17 protein-coding genes and 1 tRNA gene are annotated in these 16,666 nt (G+C 60.0%); all 18 read right to left on the bottom strand.

Annotated features, from left to right (window positions below; all coding sequences use genetic code 11):
• Positions 1 to 48: 48 nt before the first annotated feature.
• Entirely contained in the window at positions 49 to 720 is a 672-nt protein-coding gene (locus VMY05_04730) for a phosphocholine cytidylyltransferase family protein (GenBank protein HUV30383.1), read from the bottom strand.
• The gene (locus VMY05_04725; protein ID HUV30382.1) at positions 717 to 1,982 is read right to left on the bottom strand and encodes a flippase; all 1,266 of its coding nucleotides are present in this window, start codon (positions 1,980 to 1,982) and stop codon (positions 717 to 719) included. Before VMY05_04725 ends, VMY05_04730 begins: the two co-directional genes overlap by 4 nt.
• Positions 1,983 to 2,425: 443 nt before the next feature.
• The gene (locus VMY05_04720) at positions 2,426 to 3,535 is read right to left on the bottom strand and encodes an NAD(P)-dependent oxidoreductase (protein ID HUV30381.1); all 1,110 of its coding nucleotides are present in this window, start codon (positions 3,533 to 3,535) and stop codon (positions 2,426 to 2,428) included.
• Positions 3,528 to 4,556, bottom strand: coding sequence for a glycosyltransferase family 2 protein (locus VMY05_04715; GenBank protein HUV30380.1), 1,029 nt, complete (start codon positions 4,554 to 4,556; stop codon positions 3,528 to 3,530). Before VMY05_04715 ends, VMY05_04720 begins: the two co-directional genes overlap by 8 nt.
• Positions 4,557 to 4,618: 62 nt before the next feature.
• Positions 4,619 to 5,758, bottom strand: a complete 1,140-nt coding sequence (locus VMY05_04710; protein HUV30379.1) for a glycosyltransferase family 1 protein — start codon at positions 5,756 to 5,758, stop codon at positions 4,619 to 4,621.
• A gap of 132 nt (positions 5,759 to 5,890) precedes the next feature.
• On the bottom strand, positions 5,891 to 6,361 hold the full coding sequence (locus VMY05_04705) for a dTDP-4-dehydrorhamnose 3,5-epimerase family protein (protein HUV30378.1): 471 nt from the start codon (positions 6,359 to 6,361) through the stop codon (positions 5,891 to 5,893).
• The gene (gene rfbD, locus VMY05_04700; protein HUV30377.1) at positions 6,358 to 7,254 is read right to left on the bottom strand and encodes a dTDP-4-dehydrorhamnose reductase; all 897 of its coding nucleotides are present in this window, start codon (positions 7,252 to 7,254) and stop codon (positions 6,358 to 6,360) included. Before rfbD ends, VMY05_04705 begins: the two co-directional genes overlap by 4 nt.
• Complete coding sequence (rfbA, locus tag VMY05_04695) at positions 7,238 to 8,131, bottom strand: glucose-1-phosphate thymidylyltransferase RfbA (GenBank protein HUV30376.1); 894 nt, start codon at positions 8,129 to 8,131, stop codon at positions 7,238 to 7,240. Before rfbA ends, rfbD begins: the two co-directional genes overlap by 17 nt.
• Before the next feature lie 8 nt (positions 8,132 to 8,139).
• Positions 8,140 to 9,201 (bottom strand): dTDP-glucose 4,6-dehydratase, encoded by a 1,062-nt coding sequence (gene rfbB / locus VMY05_04690; protein ID HUV30375.1) that lies wholly within the window; start codon positions 9,199 to 9,201, stop codon positions 8,140 to 8,142.
• 94 nt (positions 9,202 to 9,295) lie between these two features.
• Positions 9,296 to 9,368, bottom strand: a tRNA-Thr gene (locus VMY05_04685).
• A gap of 81 nt (positions 9,369 to 9,449) precedes the next feature.
• Positions 9,450 to 10,844, bottom strand: coding sequence for a cysteine--tRNA ligase (gene cysS, locus VMY05_04680; protein HUV30374.1), 1,395 nt, complete (start codon positions 10,842 to 10,844; stop codon positions 9,450 to 9,452).
• Positions 10,845 to 10,850: 6 nt separating this feature from the next.
• On the bottom strand, positions 10,851 to 11,927 hold the full coding sequence (locus VMY05_04675) for a M42 family metallopeptidase (GenBank protein ID HUV30373.1): 1,077 nt from the start codon (positions 11,925 to 11,927) through the stop codon (positions 10,851 to 10,853).
• Between the two features lie 79 nt (positions 11,928 to 12,006).
• Entirely contained in the window at positions 12,007 to 12,753 is a 747-nt protein-coding gene (locus VMY05_04670; protein ID HUV30372.1) for an HAD family hydrolase, read from the bottom strand.
• Between the two features lie 6 nt (positions 12,754 to 12,759).
• Positions 12,760 to 13,785 carry a D-alanine--D-alanine ligase gene (locus tag VMY05_04665; protein ID HUV30371.1) on the bottom strand — a complete coding sequence of 342 codons (1,026 nt, stop codon included), beginning with the start codon at positions 13,783 to 13,785 and terminating at the stop codon, positions 12,760 to 12,762.
• Positions 13,782 to 14,414: a DedA family protein gene (locus VMY05_04660; GenBank protein ID HUV30370.1), complete on the bottom strand. Its 633-nt coding sequence runs from the start codon at positions 14,412 to 14,414 to the stop codon at positions 13,782 to 13,784. Before VMY05_04660 ends, VMY05_04665 begins: the two co-directional genes overlap by 4 nt.
• Positions 14,407 to 14,895 carry a 2-C-methyl-D-erythritol 2,4-cyclodiphosphate synthase gene (gene ispF, locus VMY05_04655; protein HUV30369.1) on the bottom strand — a complete coding sequence of 163 codons (489 nt, stop codon included), beginning with the start codon at positions 14,893 to 14,895 and terminating at the stop codon, positions 14,407 to 14,409. Before ispF ends, VMY05_04660 begins: the two co-directional genes overlap by 8 nt.
• Positions 14,888 to 15,577 carry a 2-C-methyl-D-erythritol 4-phosphate cytidylyltransferase gene (gene ispD / locus VMY05_04650; GenBank protein HUV30368.1) on the bottom strand — a complete coding sequence of 230 codons (690 nt, stop codon included), beginning with the start codon at positions 15,575 to 15,577 and terminating at the stop codon, positions 14,888 to 14,890. The genes ispF and ispD overlap by 8 nt, the downstream gene beginning before the upstream one ends.
• A 42-nt stretch (positions 15,578 to 15,619) precedes the next feature.
• The gene (queA, locus tag VMY05_04645; protein HUV30367.1) at positions 15,620 to 16,660 is read right to left on the bottom strand and encodes a tRNA preQ1(34) S-adenosylmethionine ribosyltransferase-isomerase QueA; all 1,041 of its coding nucleotides are present in this window, start codon (positions 16,658 to 16,660) and stop codon (positions 15,620 to 15,622) included.
• Between the last annotated feature and the right edge of the window lie 6 nt (positions 16,661 to 16,666).

Genomic DNA, 16,666 nt, shown 5'->3' with positions numbered 1-16,666 from the left:
CCCGGGAAACGGGGCGCGCTCGCCGCCGCTGTTCGCCCGGGCACCCCGTTACCGGGCAAACAACTCCAGCGCTTTTTGCCAGTCCTGCTCAAAGTCGATTTCAATACACCGATACGCGGAAACGTCCAGCGGTTTGAACTCGGCTCCGCGCTCTATCATCATCTCCATCGCTCTCTCAAAATAATCCATATCCCCGCACGCGCGCAACGCTTCAGCAAGACTGCCGAGCGATTCGTTCTTTACGACGTTGATCCCGAGCGCCTCGCCGGCGGAATTCTCGACGTCCTTGGCGATAGCGGTAATGTTACCCTGACCGTTTAATCTGTACTTCACCTCTTCATGTCCGCACACGGCCCGGTTCACCACGACGCCGTTTCCCGTCGCGGCCACTGCGTTCAGGATCACTTCTTCATCGTAAACAAGATCGCCGTTCGCCCACAGGACGTCGTCGTCCGCACCCTCCACCGCCAGCAGCAGGCTGCGCGCCGTGTTGGTGGTCGCATAGTCGGCGTTCTCCACAAACTCGACGTCGGCCACGTGCGCTTCGATCAGTTCCTTCCGGTAACCGACCACCACGACGATATCGCTGAGTCCGGCGGCTCGCAGCAGGCGCACCTGGCGCGAGAGAATGTTCTCACCGTCGGGCAGCTCGAGCAGCACCTTGGGAACGCCCGACCTGAACCTCGACCCTTTACCCGCAGCCAGAATAACCGCTCTCATGCCAGATTCCACAGCCTTTGTTTTCTCACGCCGTATACTCGCACGGCCAGGACGATAGATTCCGTGACGATAGTGACCACCACCACCAGGTAGGCGTTGATCACTGGGATGATCGCCGCCAGGAGAAGCAGGTGCACGATCGAACCGACGACCACGCTGAAATTCGCGTACCGCGCATGCCCCAGTGCCGCCAGAAACGGGTACCCGATCAGAATCGAGGCCACCACGATAATTATCAGCAGCGAGAACAGCTTCAGCAGTCCCGACGTCTCTTCGAAACCGCTTCCGAATATGAACCCGGTTATGGGTCCGCTGAACGAAAACGCCAGGACGCTGATACACACCACCGCGCCGAGCGCGACACCGAAGATCTTCCGGTACAGGCGCACATTGCGCTCCTTGGATATAAACGGATACAGGGCAGTGCTCAGGGGCAGGAACAGGTTCTGCACCGCCTTGTACAACTGCGCGGCGGCGGCGTAATACGCCACCGTCTGAGTGCTCGTAAACAACCCCAGGACGAACGTGTTGGAGACCGTGTATATGGACACGGACACCCGCGAGAGGAAAAACTGGAAACTCTGCCGCACGTATCCGATAAGAACCGACAGCCGTGGAATCATGGCCGATACGTGGAAGTGTCGCACGGCTATCCACAGACCCAGCACCGCCGCGACCACCAGGCCGGCCGAGTTCAGCAGCGGCACCAGAACGTAGTCGTCACGGCTCCTGACCAGGAGGAATATCGAGATCGTGAAGATCAACCGGGCCGTGATGTTGAGCAGCGTGATGAACTTCATCTTCTCCATACCCTGGAAGAACCAGACCGGAAAATACGTCTGGCCGAGGACTATCCCGAACGTCAGAACGTACAGCAGCCAGTCACCCCGAAACTTGGCGAATGAAAACACGAAAAGCGACATCAGGCCGAGCGCCACCACCAGAAAGCAGGTTTTCAGGATGATCACGCTACAGAAAATCTCCGAGATTTTCTGCTGATCTTCCCGGTGGACGGCAATCTCCCGGGTTGCGGAGATATTGAACCCGAAGTCGGTGAGAATCACAAAATACTGTATAAAGGCGTTGGCGAACATGACCAGCCCGTACTTCTCCGCCCCGAGGACGCGAACCAGATAAGGCAGCGTTACAAGCGGGAGAAGATAGTTGACCCCCTGAAGCAACGACAGCGAGAAGTAGTTCTCGAGCAGGCGCTTCTTCTTCTCATCCTTGAGTTCCCCTTTGAGCTGCGCGACTATCCCCATTGCGGATGAGCTTTTCTAAATGATGGGGGTAACACCGTCCCGGACAATCCGGGCGAACGAAAAGAGGAGCTTCGCGGGACCGGCGGACGGCAGATCCGTGGTCCCTGAGACGGCCGGGGCGAGCGCCCCGAGCGCCGGCAGCCGGGTGGAACGCCCCGTACACGTGAATAACTGCGACTCGGGGCTGTTTCTGGACCGGCCAATGTCACTACGTGCGCTTCCTTGTGCTGTCAAACCCGCGCCAACGCCGCACCCAGCCGGTTTGGCCGCAGGCTCACGCTGCAGCCGGCCAGAGGTGTTTCACTTGCGCAGATTGCAATCCTCAGAGAATATCACGGCTTTTGTTTAGCAGCCCAAATGTATTTGTGGGGGAACTCACAAGTCAACAAGAAACCGTCAGTGCCAGCTTGCAGGGCCGGCCTGACACGCCCCCGATCACGCTGTCATTCGGCCGGCGTCGATTTCTCCTGCGGGTCGGACAGCCGCGCCGGCTCGACCGGTTTGTTCGGTTCGGCCGCCGCCCCGGCCCGACCCGATCTGGTCAGGAAGCGCAGTCGTCCGACCGGCCTGGTTGCATCCGTTCCCAACCCGAAATCCTCGCCCGCCACCGTCTGCCAGTGTTTCAGAGATTCGGCAAACGCATAACGAAATGCAAAGCCCATGTCGCGAAGCACCTGCGGGACAATGTGCGTGGGTGTGGCAGCTTTCTTCACTCGCACGGGGTGAATGGGATTACGGAACCCGAACAGGCGCTGAACGAGTTTCGAAACGGGCAGCAGAACCCACAGCGGGATGGAAAACACCACCGCCCGGGCGCGGCAATGATCCTTGACGGCGCGCACCAGGCCACCCAGACTCTGGGTCGGAAACTCGACGTAGTTGTACCGTATGAGGTCAACTGACTGATCCATCATGAATTCAACGCTGTCCACAAAGCCGTAGATGTACCCGTACGACTTGAAAATCTTACTGGAGCCGGGAAAGGCAAAATACCCTTTCTTGATCGCCCGGATCATCCGCATAATGTTGCCCGGATCACCCGGACCGTACAAGACGCCCGGGCGCGAAATAAGCAAACGCTGCCCCGGCCGGGATCCTCTCCACACCTCGTGGATCAGTTCCGCGGGATACTTGGAGGCACCGTATGGTGTCACCGGACGGATGGGCGAGTCCTCGGTCGTCGGCCGCGAAGTCGGCCCGTAGACCGAGATACTGCTGGTGAAGTAGATGTTTCGGCAGCTCAGCGCCTCGGCGTACGCACAGACGTTTCTGGCCCCGGCAAGATTGGTTTCGAAGTATTCGTAGTCCTCGTGCCCGGGCTCCCTGTGAACGGCCGCAAGGTTGAATATCCAGGCGGGCGAATCCGGTACCAGATCGCGCGGGATAGGCTCACGGACGTCAGTCCTCGAGGAAGTCACTCCCGGCAGGGTGTCGAGGTCAGTGGGCGCTATATCGGCAATGTGAATCCGCGAGAACCTGCCCGTCTCAAGGAAACGCTTTGTCAGGTGTGTGCCGACGAATCCGGCGCCGCCGAAAATCACGCAGCTACCCACGCCGAGCCCCTTTCCGCCAGTACTGCTCGTTCTTGCTCAGATACCCCTTAGCCCACCCGGGAAGGTACGCCTCGAAATTGCCCAGCTTGTAGCCTGCCAGCTTCAGGCCGGTGCGCAGGAGCGCCGGCGCAATCGCCCATCTCCTGCGTTTCCCGACGTATTTCAACTCCGACCTGACATAGCGGAAGCCTTCACCCTCGGCGTTGCCGAACGCCCTGCGGATCCAGGGATCTCGCGCATGAAATACACCGATGTCGAAATACCGCCTGAACTCTTCCCGGTATCCGTGTCGGTGAGAATGGTAGACCGTGGCCTCGGCCACGTAGGCTACTTTCCAACCGCCCAGGATCATTTTGGAGGCGACATACGTATCTTCGTTCTGGATTGTATGCGAAGGGAATCCCTTGACCTCCAGGAGGGCGGCTCGGCGCCAGGCGGCAAACGAGTTGGATATGAACGACGTCTTTATCCCCAGCCGAGGAATGTCTTGTGCATCCCGGACGGCGCTTCGGCTCGGGTAGTTGAACAGGCGCGCATGGGCTTCAATGGGGCCCGCTCCCGGGCGGGGCAACTGGCGGCCGTACGCGGCGCCGACCTTCGGATCGGCAAATCGCTCGATTAACAGCTCCAGTGACTTCGGATGCACCAGCACGGCATCCTGGGTCAGGAAGATGATCACGTCGGCGTCAGGAATCATTTCGACCGCCGCCTGTCGCGTCCCTCCGTGGCTGAAATCCTCCCGGGCAATGATCACAACCTCAAAGCCCGCGGCCCGCGCTTTCCCAACCGTGCCGTCATCCGACGACGAGTCTATCAGCAGGAGCCGGTCCGGCTTGATGGTCTGTGAGCCGAGCGATGTCAGCCAGGCAGCCAGGCCGTCACCGGGGTCGCACGTGAGAAGAACCAGGGCCGTGCCACCGACCGAACCCGGCCTTACCTTACCCATCTCAGACACGGCACGGGAGTCGGCGCCGTGGCGAGGCGAGTTGTCGCCGGTGTCAAATGAAGCGCGTCCCTGCATTGCTCATCTCTACGGTAAACGGTTCGTCCGATGCGACCGACCCGGTCGACCGGAAAGTCGCTCTATCCCTTTACGCTCACGGCTCCGTGTGCCGGGCATCCCATGGCCCGAGACAGCACGTTCAGGTACCGCACGGCTGCCTGCCGCCAACTGTACCTGCCGGCCCGCTCGTAACCCTTCTCTATAAGCCGCTCGCGCAGCCGGCTGTCGCTCATCAACTCGGTCATCCTGGCCGCGATATCCCGCGGATCATGAGGATCGCAGTATAGTGCGGCATCACCACAGACCTCCCTCAAAGGAGGGATTGACGAGACTATTACCGGACAGCCGCAGGCCATTGCCTCGACGGGCGGCAGGCCAAAACCCTCGTACACGGACGGATACACAAACCCGGCGGCGTGCTCGTACAGCGCGCGCAGGGCGCCGTCCGACACGTAACCCAGGGAAACGGCCGATGCCGGCATGGCAAGACGTTCGCGGCTGAAAACCCGCCGGTTCGTGCCACCGGCGATCACAATGCTGAACTGCTGATCTTCCAGCAGTTCGACGGCGCGCACGAGCGACCGAAAATTCTTGTGCGGGCTCAGGCTGCTGACGGCAAGAAGGAACGGTCTGTCCGAATTCGGGATTGCCTCCAGAATCGTTTCGTCGGCTTCCACGGCTCCTATATGCTCCCTGCCCAACGAGATAATCTCGAACCTGTCTGCTGAAACGTGCGTGTACCCGGCCAGCTCCCTCCGGGAGAACTCCGAGTCCGTCACCAGCACCCGGCTGAACCTGGCCAGTCGCGGGATCAGCAGCCGGTACCACGTCCGGAACGCTACTGAACAGGTCCCCGGTACGGCAAAGACGATGGCGTCATGAATCGTCACCGCCTGGTTGCGCTTCACCAGGGGAGCGACGTTACACAGGTTAATGAGCATTCGGTTGCGCGTGTACCATGGAAGTTCGAGTTGCTCCCAGAGATGGCCGCTAAACGTCCCCACGCACCGCAGCGGGATGTGCTTGAACTCGGTTCGGTGGCGGACGTTCTTCGGCGCGAGCATCGTAAAGGCGAACCGCCGCGAAACTTCCTCGTCACCGTCCAGAATCTCATCGAGAGCCTTGACCAGTTCCATACCCACCCGCTGCACGCCCGTGGTCGGCTGCGTCAGAAAGCGGGCGTTGATAAAGCACTCTGTCTTCGTATATGCGTCGTCCATACAATTCCGTGGGCTGCCGGAAAGCGCGGCCGCTCCGGGGCGTACCGGGCCGCCGGCTGAGTGACCAACCTAACCTCAAGGCCGCCGATTATCAACCAAAATCAGCCCCCGGTTACGGATACGCCCTCCGGATCAGTCGTCCAGCTTGAACGACGTCATCGGATCATCTTCGTGTCTGATCTCATCGACCGGCTCGCCTCCGCCGGCGCCGCCATACAGCCTGTTCGGCGCATTGTAAACCAGGCCGTCCGCCTCCCCGATATTCTTGTAGGCATGGACCACCCCCGCAGGCACGACAACGGCGGCAGGATTGTCCTGTCCGATATCGATACAGAACCTGTCCCCGAAACTCGGTGAGCCCGGCCGGTTATCCCACAGGTAGAGGCGAAAGGTCGAGGGCCCGATAAAGCAGAACAGGTCCGCCTGGTCGGTATGCTCGTGCGGACCCCGGGCCACCCCCGGTCTGGTCATGGACACGTATCCCATGGCGGGAAATACCTCCGGATCGAGCTCGTCGCGGCGGAAAAGTTCCGTCAGCCAGCCTCGCCCGTCGTGGTGCAACGTCAGCTTTCGAATAATAACGCCGTCGATATCACACTTCATGACCATAGCTCCCGGCCGTAGCGGCCGACGAATTCCTCCAGCGCAATCCGGTAGTGGCGCATCACGTTCAACCCGGCAGCCTTCAGGCGAGCGTTCTCCAGCGAGGAGCGCTTTGGACGCACCGCCGGACGAGGGTACTCCGCCGTAGTAGACGGAATTACCTGCACCGGTTGCCGCAACAGCGAAAATACGTCCACCGCAAGTTGATACCAGGACACTTCCCCCTCGGCCGTCGCATGGAAAATCCCGGTCAGCCGATGCCTGACTACCTCCCGTGTCTGACGCACAACCTCTTCCGTCCACGTCGGGTTGCCCATCTGATCGTCGACGACCCTGAGTGGCTCTGGCTCGCCGCCGCGTTCCGCTGTTGTCCGCTGCCGCCCGCCGAGTTCAAGCATCGTCTTGACGAAGTTCTTCCCATACCGGCCGTACATCCAGGCCACGCGGAGAATGGCAAAACGATCAAGGGTTTCGCGAACGGCCTCTTCCCCGGCCAGCTTGCTGCGACCGTAAACGTTGAGCGGATTGGGAGTATCGTCCTCGGTGTACGGGCTGCCCTTCTCGCCGTCGAAGACGTAGTCCGTCGAGTAGTAGACCAGTTCGGCGCCGGTCTCCCGGCAGGCCAGGGCCACGTTACGCGTCCCTTCCTGGTTGACTGCAAAGGCCAGGTCGCGGTTCGTTTCACAGGCGTCCACGTCGGTGCAGGCCGCGGCATGAAGGACAACGTCCGGTCGTACGGACTCGACCAGGCTGATAATCCCTCCCCTGTCACAAACATCCACGTCGCCCAGATCAACTCCGATCACTTCGCCGGCAGGAGACAACAGCCGCACGAGATCGCGCCCCAGTTGCCCCTTGCTGCCCGTGACGAGCAGTTTACCAGCCGTCGCCATCGACTTCTTTGATCACCCCCAGCAGGTAGCCGCGGTAGCTGTTGTCGGCCATGTCGTTGATGATTTTCATCATATGCGTGCGGTCAATGTAGCCCATGCGATAGGCGATTTCCTCGGTACAGGCGATCTTCTGCCCCTGCCGTTTTTCGATCGTCGCGATGAAGTTGCCGGCCTCGAGCATGCTCTCGTGGGTGCCGGTGTCAAGCCACGCAATACCGCGCCCCAGCCTGACGACCTTTAACCTGCCCCGCTGCAGGTAGGCCCGGTTGACGTCGGTGATCTCCAACTCACCGCGCGATGACGGCCGCAGGCCTCTGGCAATTGACACTACCTCGGAGTCGTAAAGGTACAGGCCCGTAACGGCATAGTTCGATTTCGGCCGGACGGGTTTCTCCTCAATCGAAACAGCCCGACCCTGCTCGTCAAACCCGATCACCCCGTAACGTTCCGGATCTTTCACGTAGTAACCGAATACCATCGCACCTTCCGAGAAGTCACGTGCCTGGCGCAGGAAATCGTAAACCCCATAGAATATGTTGTCACCGAGGATCAGCGCCACCGGATCGCGGCCGATGAATTCCTCGCCGATAAGGAACGCCTGGGCTATCCCCGCCGGCTCCGGTTGCACAGCGTAGGAAATCCTCAGGCCGAGGCGGCTGCCGTCGCCAAGCAGGTTTTCAAAGCGCCTGATGTCGGCCGGTGTCGAAATGACGAGAATCTCGGTTATGCCGAAAAGCATCAGGGTGGAGAGCGGATAGAAAACCATGGGCTTGTCGTAGATCGGCATCAGTTGCTTGCAGGCAACCTGCGTCACGGGATACAGCCGCGTGCCGCTGCCGCCGGCCAGAATGATTCCCTTCTTTATCGCACCCGCCATCGACGTCCTCAGCGATCTGAATACATCATGTCATAGTACTTGCGGTATTCGCCGCTGACACACCGTTGCAGCCAGTCGGCATTATCAACGTACCACTGAACCGTCCGGCGCAGGCCCTCGTCAAGCCCGACACGGGCCGTCCAGCCCAGTTCGCGCTGCACCCGTGAAGGATCGATCGCATAGCGGCGGTCATGGCCCGGACGGTCTTTGACCAGGGTTATGAGATCCTCCCGGGGGCCGCCGCCGAGTTTCTCGTCAAGTATGCGGCAGATCCTGCGAACCATGTCGATGTTCCGGATTTCACACTGCCCGCCGATCGTGTAGGTCTGACCCGTCTCACCGCGGTGAAACACCAGGTCAAGCGCCTCGCAATGATCGACCACGTACAGCCAGTCACGGACGTGCTCGCCATCGCCGTACACCGGCAGCGGCTGGCCGGCCCCGGCATTACGAATCATGAGCGGAATCAGTTTCTCCGGAAACTGGAAAGGCCCGTAGTTGTTCGAACAATTCGTCGTGACCGTATCAAGACCGTACGTCCGGTGATATGCCCGCACGAGGTGGTCGGCGGCCGCTTTCGACGCCGAATACGGGGAGTTCGGGCCGTACGCGCTCTGTTCCGAAAAGTAACCCTCAGGACCCAGTGAGCCGAAAACCTCATCGGTGGAAACGTGGTGAAAACGGAAACTGCCCGTCTGGCCGAGACGGCGACGGGCCGCCTCGAGCAGGTTGAACGTCCCCACTATGTTCGTGTCAATAAACGGCGCCGGCCCGATGATGGACCGATCAACGTGTGACTCGGCGGCCAGGTGGATCAGGCTGTCGACTCGATACCGCTCAAAGCAGTCCTGAATCCGGGGATAGTCGCGGATATCGATTCTCTCGAAGCGGTAATTGGGGAGATTCTCGATGGAGGCCAGATTGCCCAGGTTCGCCGCGTACGTCAGGCAGTCAACGTTGATAAACAGGTAGTCCGGACACTTCGCCACCAAGTACAGCAGGAGGTTGGAACCGATGAAACCGGCCCCGCCGGTGACGACTATTCTTCTCGTGTACCTGTCGAGGTCCAATGCATCCCCCGGTGTGGTCCCGCTGTCTGTCGAACGTGCCGGATCGATTTACATCGCGACTATACGCACGCTTCAGGTGCCTGTAAACAGAATAAGCCGGCGAAGGGACTCGAACCCCCGACAGGCTGATTACAAATCAGCTACTCTACCAACTGAGTTACGCCGGCTTAGCTTACTTGCAAGGAAAGACTCACCCGCCCGGCAAGTCAAGAGGATTCGATCTGTCGTCCCGTAGCTTTGCCGGACGCTCAGACTTTTCTCTTCCAGCGGACACCCTGCGGGGTATCCTCGAGCACAATACCCATCGCTACCAGGTCATCGCGGATCTTGTCGGCCAGGGCGAAATCACGCTCCTTGCGGGCCTGTGTTCGCTTCTCGATCAGTCCCTCTATCTCGCTGTCAAGTACGGCCTTTTCAGCCTGCAGATCCAGAACCGTGTCAAACCTGCGGATAACAGTCAGGGCTCGGTCGCGCTCCTCGGCCCCAAGCTTGTCCTCGGCCTTAAGCCGGTTGATATCGCGAACAAAATCGAACACCGCCCCGAGCGCACCCGATATGTTCAGATCATCATCCAGAGACTCCTCAAAAGCCGCCTCGGCCCGCTTGCAGAATCCTTCCGCCTCACCGCTTGACCGGCCGCCGGGGTAAGCCGCAAGGTTGGCCACAAAGTCACTGTAACGTTCCAGCGCGGCACGGGCAGCATCCAGACCGTCGAACGTGAAATTCATCTGCTGCCGGTAGTACGTGGACAGCAACAGGTAGCGAACCGCCAGCGGCGGGTAGCCCTTGGCCAGAATATCCGGCAGCGTGTAGAAATTGCCCAGCGACTTGGACATCCTCCGGCCCTCGACCAGAAGATGTTCCGAGTGCAGCCAATAGTTGACGACCTTATGCCCCGTGGCACCCTGATTCTGGGCAATCTCGTTCTCGTGGTGGGGGAACATATTGTCGACCCCGCCGGTGTGGATGTCGAAACGATCGCCCAGGTATTTCATGGACATGGCGGAGCACTCGATGTGCCAGCCCGGCCGGCCCCTGCCCAGCTCGGTCTCCCAGAAGACTTCGCCGTCCGCCTCGTCCCACGCCTTCCAGAGGGCGAAATCGGACACCGAATCTTTCTCGTACTCGTCCGCAGCCACCCGGGCGCCGGCTTTGAGCCCCTTGACGTCAACGTTCCCCAGCCTGCCGTAGTCAGGAAACTCGGATATCCTGAAGTAGTAGTCGCCGTCGATCTCGTAGGCCAGCCCTCTTTCCACCAGCTTCCTTACGATCTCGACCATCTCCGGAACGTGCGCCGTCGCGGCCGGATAGTGTTCGGCGCGTTCAATCCTCAACGCGTCGATATCCCCGAAGAACGCCTCCGCAAACGGCTTGGTATACTCGGCCAGCGTCACGCCCTTGGCCTGGCTGTCACGGATAGTCTTATCATCAACGTCGGTAATGTTCATCACCTGCGTAACCTCGTATCCCTTGTACTTCAGGTAGCGCCGCAGGAGATCCTCGAACACGAACGTCCGCATGTTGCCTATGTGCGCGTAACCGTATATCGTCGGGCCGCATGTATACATCTTCACTTTCCCGGGAGTGATCGAAACGAACTCTTCCCTTGCGCCGGTCAGACTGTTCTTGAATACGAGAGCCATGGCATCTTAGTCCCTGGTTAGCGAGCGCACTGTCTTGGCGTCGAGCTTCTTGATCAGCTCAACGATGAGCCTGATACTATTGTCATAATCGGATCGATTGAGTATTCCATTATGGCTGTGCACGTAGCGCACCGGCGGGCCGATAACGATTGACGGCACACCGCTGCGGCTGAGATGGACCGGGCCGCCGTCGGTGGCGCCGCGCTCCATGTACGACAGGTGGTAGGGGATTTTGTTCGCCCTGGCCGTCGCGATGGACAAATCCCGCAGGCCGGTGTTCGGAATCATCCTGGCGTCGTACAGCAGGATGCACGGCCCGGCGCCCAGCTTTTCCTCCTTCTTGAAACCGTCCGGCGGCACGTCCTGGGCCACACCGGTGTCGCAAACTATGCAAACGTCGGGCTCGGCCATGTGCGCCAGCGTCTGGGCGCCGCGCAGCCCCACTTCCTCCTGTACGGAACCGCAACCGAGCACTGTATTGGCATGCCTGACCCGATCCAGTTTCCGCATCACCTCGATGGTGATGGCGCACGCCACCCGATTGTCAAAGGCCTTGGACATATACATTTTCCTGTTACCCATGACGGTAAACAGACTGTCCGGGACAATCGGGTCGCCCAGCTTGATATGCAGTTTCTTTTTGACGTCGAACTTCTCCTGGGCGCCGACGTCTATGAACATGTCCTTGACCTCTACCACCTTCTCTCTGTCCTTGGCGGTCAGCAAGTGTGGCGGAGTGGTTCCCACCACCCCGATCACCGGCCCGCGAGAGGTGATAATTCGCATCCGCTGCCCGAGTGCTACGTGCCCCCACCAACCGCCAAGCGGCAGGAACCGGATGTACCCCTCGGCCGTAATTTCCTTGACCATGAACCCGATCTCATCCAGGTGCCCCACGACCATCACACGCGGCGACGCGTCGGTACCCTTTTTGACCCCCATGATCGAGCCCAGCTTGTCGTACTCAATCTCGTCTACATGGCCCTTGAATTCGCGGGCCATGATCTTGCGGACTTCCCCCTCATACCCGGAGACGCCGTTGGCCTCCGTAATCTCCTTGAGCAGCAGTTCAGTCTTATCCAAAGTTTCACCTCAGCCAGTCAAAAACCATCATCATTAACCCCATCGGGCGGTAAGACGGAATATACTCAGGCAGGGGTACTCAGTCCACCCCGTTTTCGAGGTGTTCAAGCAGTCCCGAAAGCGTGTCAATCCTCCGCACGGCAGCGGGCATGTCGTCCGGATAGACTCGCCCCGGCTTGACCTTGAGAACCGCCGGCATACCGACCGCGTTCGGCCCCTGGACGTCCTCGACGTAGCGATCACCGACGTAGACGCATTCGGACGGCGCGTAGCCCGCCAGATTGGCCGCCCGGTAGAAAATGTCCGGATGCGGCTTTCTGAGCTTGAAGGTGGAACTGAACAACGTGAAATCCAGATACGGGCTGATCCCGAAGCGGTCCAGTTCCCGCAGATGCGCTTCCTCGGGAAAAACGGTGTTGGAAACCAGACCGATGACCGGGAACTGTCCCCTCAACGTCTGCAGAGTGGGCACCGTGTCCTCGAAGGCGAAAAGTTGCTCGCCCACGGGCACGTAGTAGGCATCAAAGAAGACCTGAAGCAAAGGCTCGTCGTACCGGACACCGATCGCCTCAAACAGCCCTGCGGCCACCTGCAGCACGTTCCATTCCGTCAGGTCACTCTGCGCCCGCTCCCGATACGCCTGCCGTACCTGATCGAAGGCAGCGATGAATTCCTCCTGACCGGGAAGGGAGATTCCCTTGCGCACCAGCTCCGTCCGGGCCGCGGCCACGCAGACGGCGCTCAACTCATCCCACGGTACGGCCTCGTACTCGATAAGGGTGGAGCCGAGATCGAAGATTATCGCTTTGGGTTCAAGCTTCTGCACAGGTAGTCAATGGGACCGTTTCAAAGCTGACTTGATAATCATGGTGACAAGCTCGTCAAAGCTGATGCCTTCGCAGCCGGCAGCCATGGGGGCAAGGGACAGACCGGTCATTCCGGGAAGTGTATTCAACTCAAGACAGTAATACGTATCGGGCTCGGCCAGCACGAAGTCTACACGCGCCAGCCCCGAGGCACCGATGGCTTGATAGACGGCGACTGCCGCATTGCGGACCTGGCGGCTCAGGCTCTCCGCGATTATCGCCGGCGCCACGTATTCCGATTTCCCCTTGGTGTACTTGGCCTCGTAGTCGTATAACTCGTTCTTGGGAATGATTTCGACCACCGGGAAGGCGTGGCCGTCAAGTACGGCGACGGTAATCTCGCGCCCCTTGATATAGCGTTCCACCAGAATATCCCGGCCTTCAGCGGCGGCGCGCTTAAGCGCCCCGGCCAGCCCCTCCGGACCGTCCACTTTTGTGAGACCAACCGTCGACCCACTGGCGTTGGGCTTGACGATCACCGGAAAGTTAAAGTCCTCGATTATGGCTTCGGACAACTCCTCGACGGAGTCATCCCGTTTCAGGCTGTAAAGTTCCCACTCCGGCGTGGCGACACCCACCGAACTGAACAGGCGTTTGGAGACGGCCTTGTTCATGGCAATGGCCGAAGCGACCATGGATGACCCGGTGAATCGCTTGCCCGAGAGCTCAAGCAGGTTCTGAATGGAACCGTTCTCACCGGTGCCCCCGTGGAGCGCAAGAAAGACCAGGTCTATGTTATCGTACTCTTCCCTGTTCAGACCGGTCACCAGCGCCGTCGGCCGCACCGCCACGGCCGAGCCTGCCTGCGACCGCCCGGCCTCCGGGTCTTCGAGGAATTTCCCGTCATGGTCCAGCAGCGTCCTGCCGGAGGCGGGATCGATAGCCAGCACTTCATGGCCCTGGCGGCGCAGTGACTCATGTATGGCTTTCCCGGTGGTCATCGAGACCTCCCGTTCGCTCGACGTGCCCCCGGCCAGCAACAGAACCCTCACGCCGCACCCGCTTTCCTGCGTTTCCCGATTCTTCGCACCACCCACACGATAACCAGGACGATCAGTATCGGCCAGATTACGAGTTCGTACGTCCTGAAGTATCCGGCTACAGCCTCGATGTTCTCGACCAGCACGAGGGCAATATACATGACCAGTCCGGTAAACAAAAAGTAGGATATCAGCGAATACATGAACATCCCGAGCACCGGGTAACGGCCTATCCCGGCCACGAGTGCCAGGGCTGAACGGGCTCCGACCACAAACCGCGAAAACACCAGCAGCAACACACCCCAGCGTCGAAAGCCCGACTCCATACGGTATATATCGGACGCCGAGAAGTACCGATAGTCCTTCCTGATAAAAAAACTGCGCCCGTATTTCCGCCCTAACACGTACAGCAACATGACCGAGCACAACCCCCCGGAGATAACCGACAGAAGGCACAAGGCCAGGTCAAGCCGCCCCACCGCGACCAGGCCGCCACCGGCTAAAATGAAAGTGTCACCGGGAAAAGGTGGAAACAGGTTCTCGACAAAGCAAGCCGAGAAAACTACGACATAGACCCACACCGGCCCGTAAGCGAACAGCAGGTCGAGATACTCGTTGATATGGACCAGGGAATCATTCATCGCGCGCGATCAGACAGACTGCCAGGGCGGCTATTCCTTCCTCTCGGCCGACCGCACCCAGGCGCTCGCACGTCGTGGCCTTGATACTTATTCGGTCTTCAGCCACGTCCAGCACCCGGGCGATCTTCTCCTTCATGGCCGGAACGTGCGGATGCATGGCCGGCCTCTCCGCCAGTATGGTGCTGTCCACGTTGATGATGGCCTTGTACCCGGCCCGGCGGACGAGAGAAACCACGGTGCCGAGCAGTTCCGCGGAGTCGGCATTTCGGTATGCGGGGTCGCTCGGCGGAAACTGGCGGCCTATGTCGGGCAGGCCGGCCGCCCCCAGAAGGGCGTCAATAATGGCGTGCAACAGAACGTCGGCATCACTGTGGCCCTCGAGCCCTTTTTCAAAGTCGATCCGGATGCCGCCGATCACCAGGTCCCGGCCGGCCACCAGACGGTGAATATCGAAACCCTGCCCTATACGCAGTTCACTCATGCCCTTCCTCCTGCAGGAAGGCCGACGCCGCGACCAGGTCCTCCGGTGTCGTCACTTTGATGTTCGGGCTTTCGGGTTCCACCACGCGCACCTTGAAGCCTTTCCTTTCAACGAGCGCCGCGTCGTCAGTGGCCGCGTCACTCTCGCTGAACTCCCGGTGGGCCGAGACAATCAGGTCGTATTGAAACACCTGCGGCGTCTGTGCCAGGTACAGTGAATCCCTGTCGAGAGTACTGATGACCAGCTTATCCCGCACTCGCTTGACCGTGTCACCGGCGGGCAGCGCCAGCATGGCTGCACGGTCGACCGTTGCTGCTTCCACCACGCGGTCGATATCACGCGGGGAAACGACGGGCCGAGCGCCGTCATGTATGGCCACGAACCGGGTCGAGACGGGCAGGGACTCCAGACCGAGCCGCACCGACTCCTGCCGCGTGTCACCTCCCTTGACAATCTTGATAACCTTTGAAAAACCGTAAGGATCCACGACCTTCTCACCGGCGAAAAGCAGGTGCTCTTCCGAGACAACAAGGACAATCCGGTCAATCGACGAGGCCGTTTCGAAGCGGCTGATCGTCCAGGTCAGGAGAGGCCGGCCGCAGAGCTCCCGAAACTGCTTGGGCGCGGCGCCGCCGAAGCGTTCGGACTTCCCGGCGGCTACAATTAGTGCCGTGACGTTCATCGCGTTTGAATATAGGGCGGACGGAATTAGCGGCAAAGCTAATTATAAGATCAGCATGGCGTCACCGTAGCTGTAGAAACGATACCGCTGCTTGATGGCTTCACGATAGACGCTGAGAATCTGTTCGCGCCCTGCAAAGGCCGCCACCAGCACCAGCAGCGACGACTGGGGCAGGTGGAAATTGGTGATCAGATGATCCACCACCCGAAACCGGAACCCCGGCTTGATGTAAAGGTCAACCATCCCGCCGAACGGCTGAAGTCTCCCGCCGACCAGCCTGGCCGACTCCAGCGTTCTGACGGCGGTGGTCCCGACCGCGTAGACGGCGCCCCCTGCCGCGCGTACACGGTTCAAGACCGTCGCCGACGACGACGACAGCTCGGCCATCTCCGGATCGACGACGTGATCGCCAATATCCCGGCACTGGATGGGCTTGAAAGTGCCCGGCCCCACGTGCAGCGTCAGTTCGACAATCCTGACCCCTTTGGCTTCAAGCGCCCGGAGAATCGGCCGCGTAAAGTGAAACCCGGCCGTAGGAGCAGCGATGGCCCCCACCCGGTCTCCGGCCGCAAACAGGGTCTGGTAACGCCGGATATCCGAGGGCCGGTCCTGGCGGGCGATATACGGCGGCAACGGGACATGACCATACCGGCGGATGATTCGCTCTCGAACGGCCCCGGACGCGAAATGAACCAGCCAGCGCCCGCCCCCGACATCAGCCTGGAGCAGCAGGTGATCACCTTCTCCGAATAGAACTTCCTCACCCTCAGACAGGCGGCTTGAAGGCTTGAGGAGTGCTTCCCATACCTCACCTGCACGCCCGGCAGCTTTCCGCACAAGAAGGGTCTCAACCCGTCCTCCGGTTTTCCGCCTGCCCAGAAGCCGCGCTTTGAACACTTTCGTATTGTTCACAACGAGGGCGTCCCCCTTTTTCGGAAACGAGACGAGGCGGCGGAACTTCAGATGGTCTATCCGGCCGCCGTTCCGATCATACGCGAGCAGACGCGACTGATCTCGCCGTCCCGACGGAAACTGTGCGATCAGTTCTTTTGGCAGGTGATAGTCAAAAAGGGACAGTTCCACGCCCGC

This window comes from Acidobacteriota bacterium, assembly GCA_035529075.1.
In the GTDB taxonomy this organism is placed as follows: Bacteria; Zixibacteria; MSB-5A5; order GN15; family FEB-12; genus DATKXK01.
The sequence above is the reverse complement of the archived record's forward strand: the minus strand, read 5'-3'. Positions and strand labels throughout refer to the sequence as shown.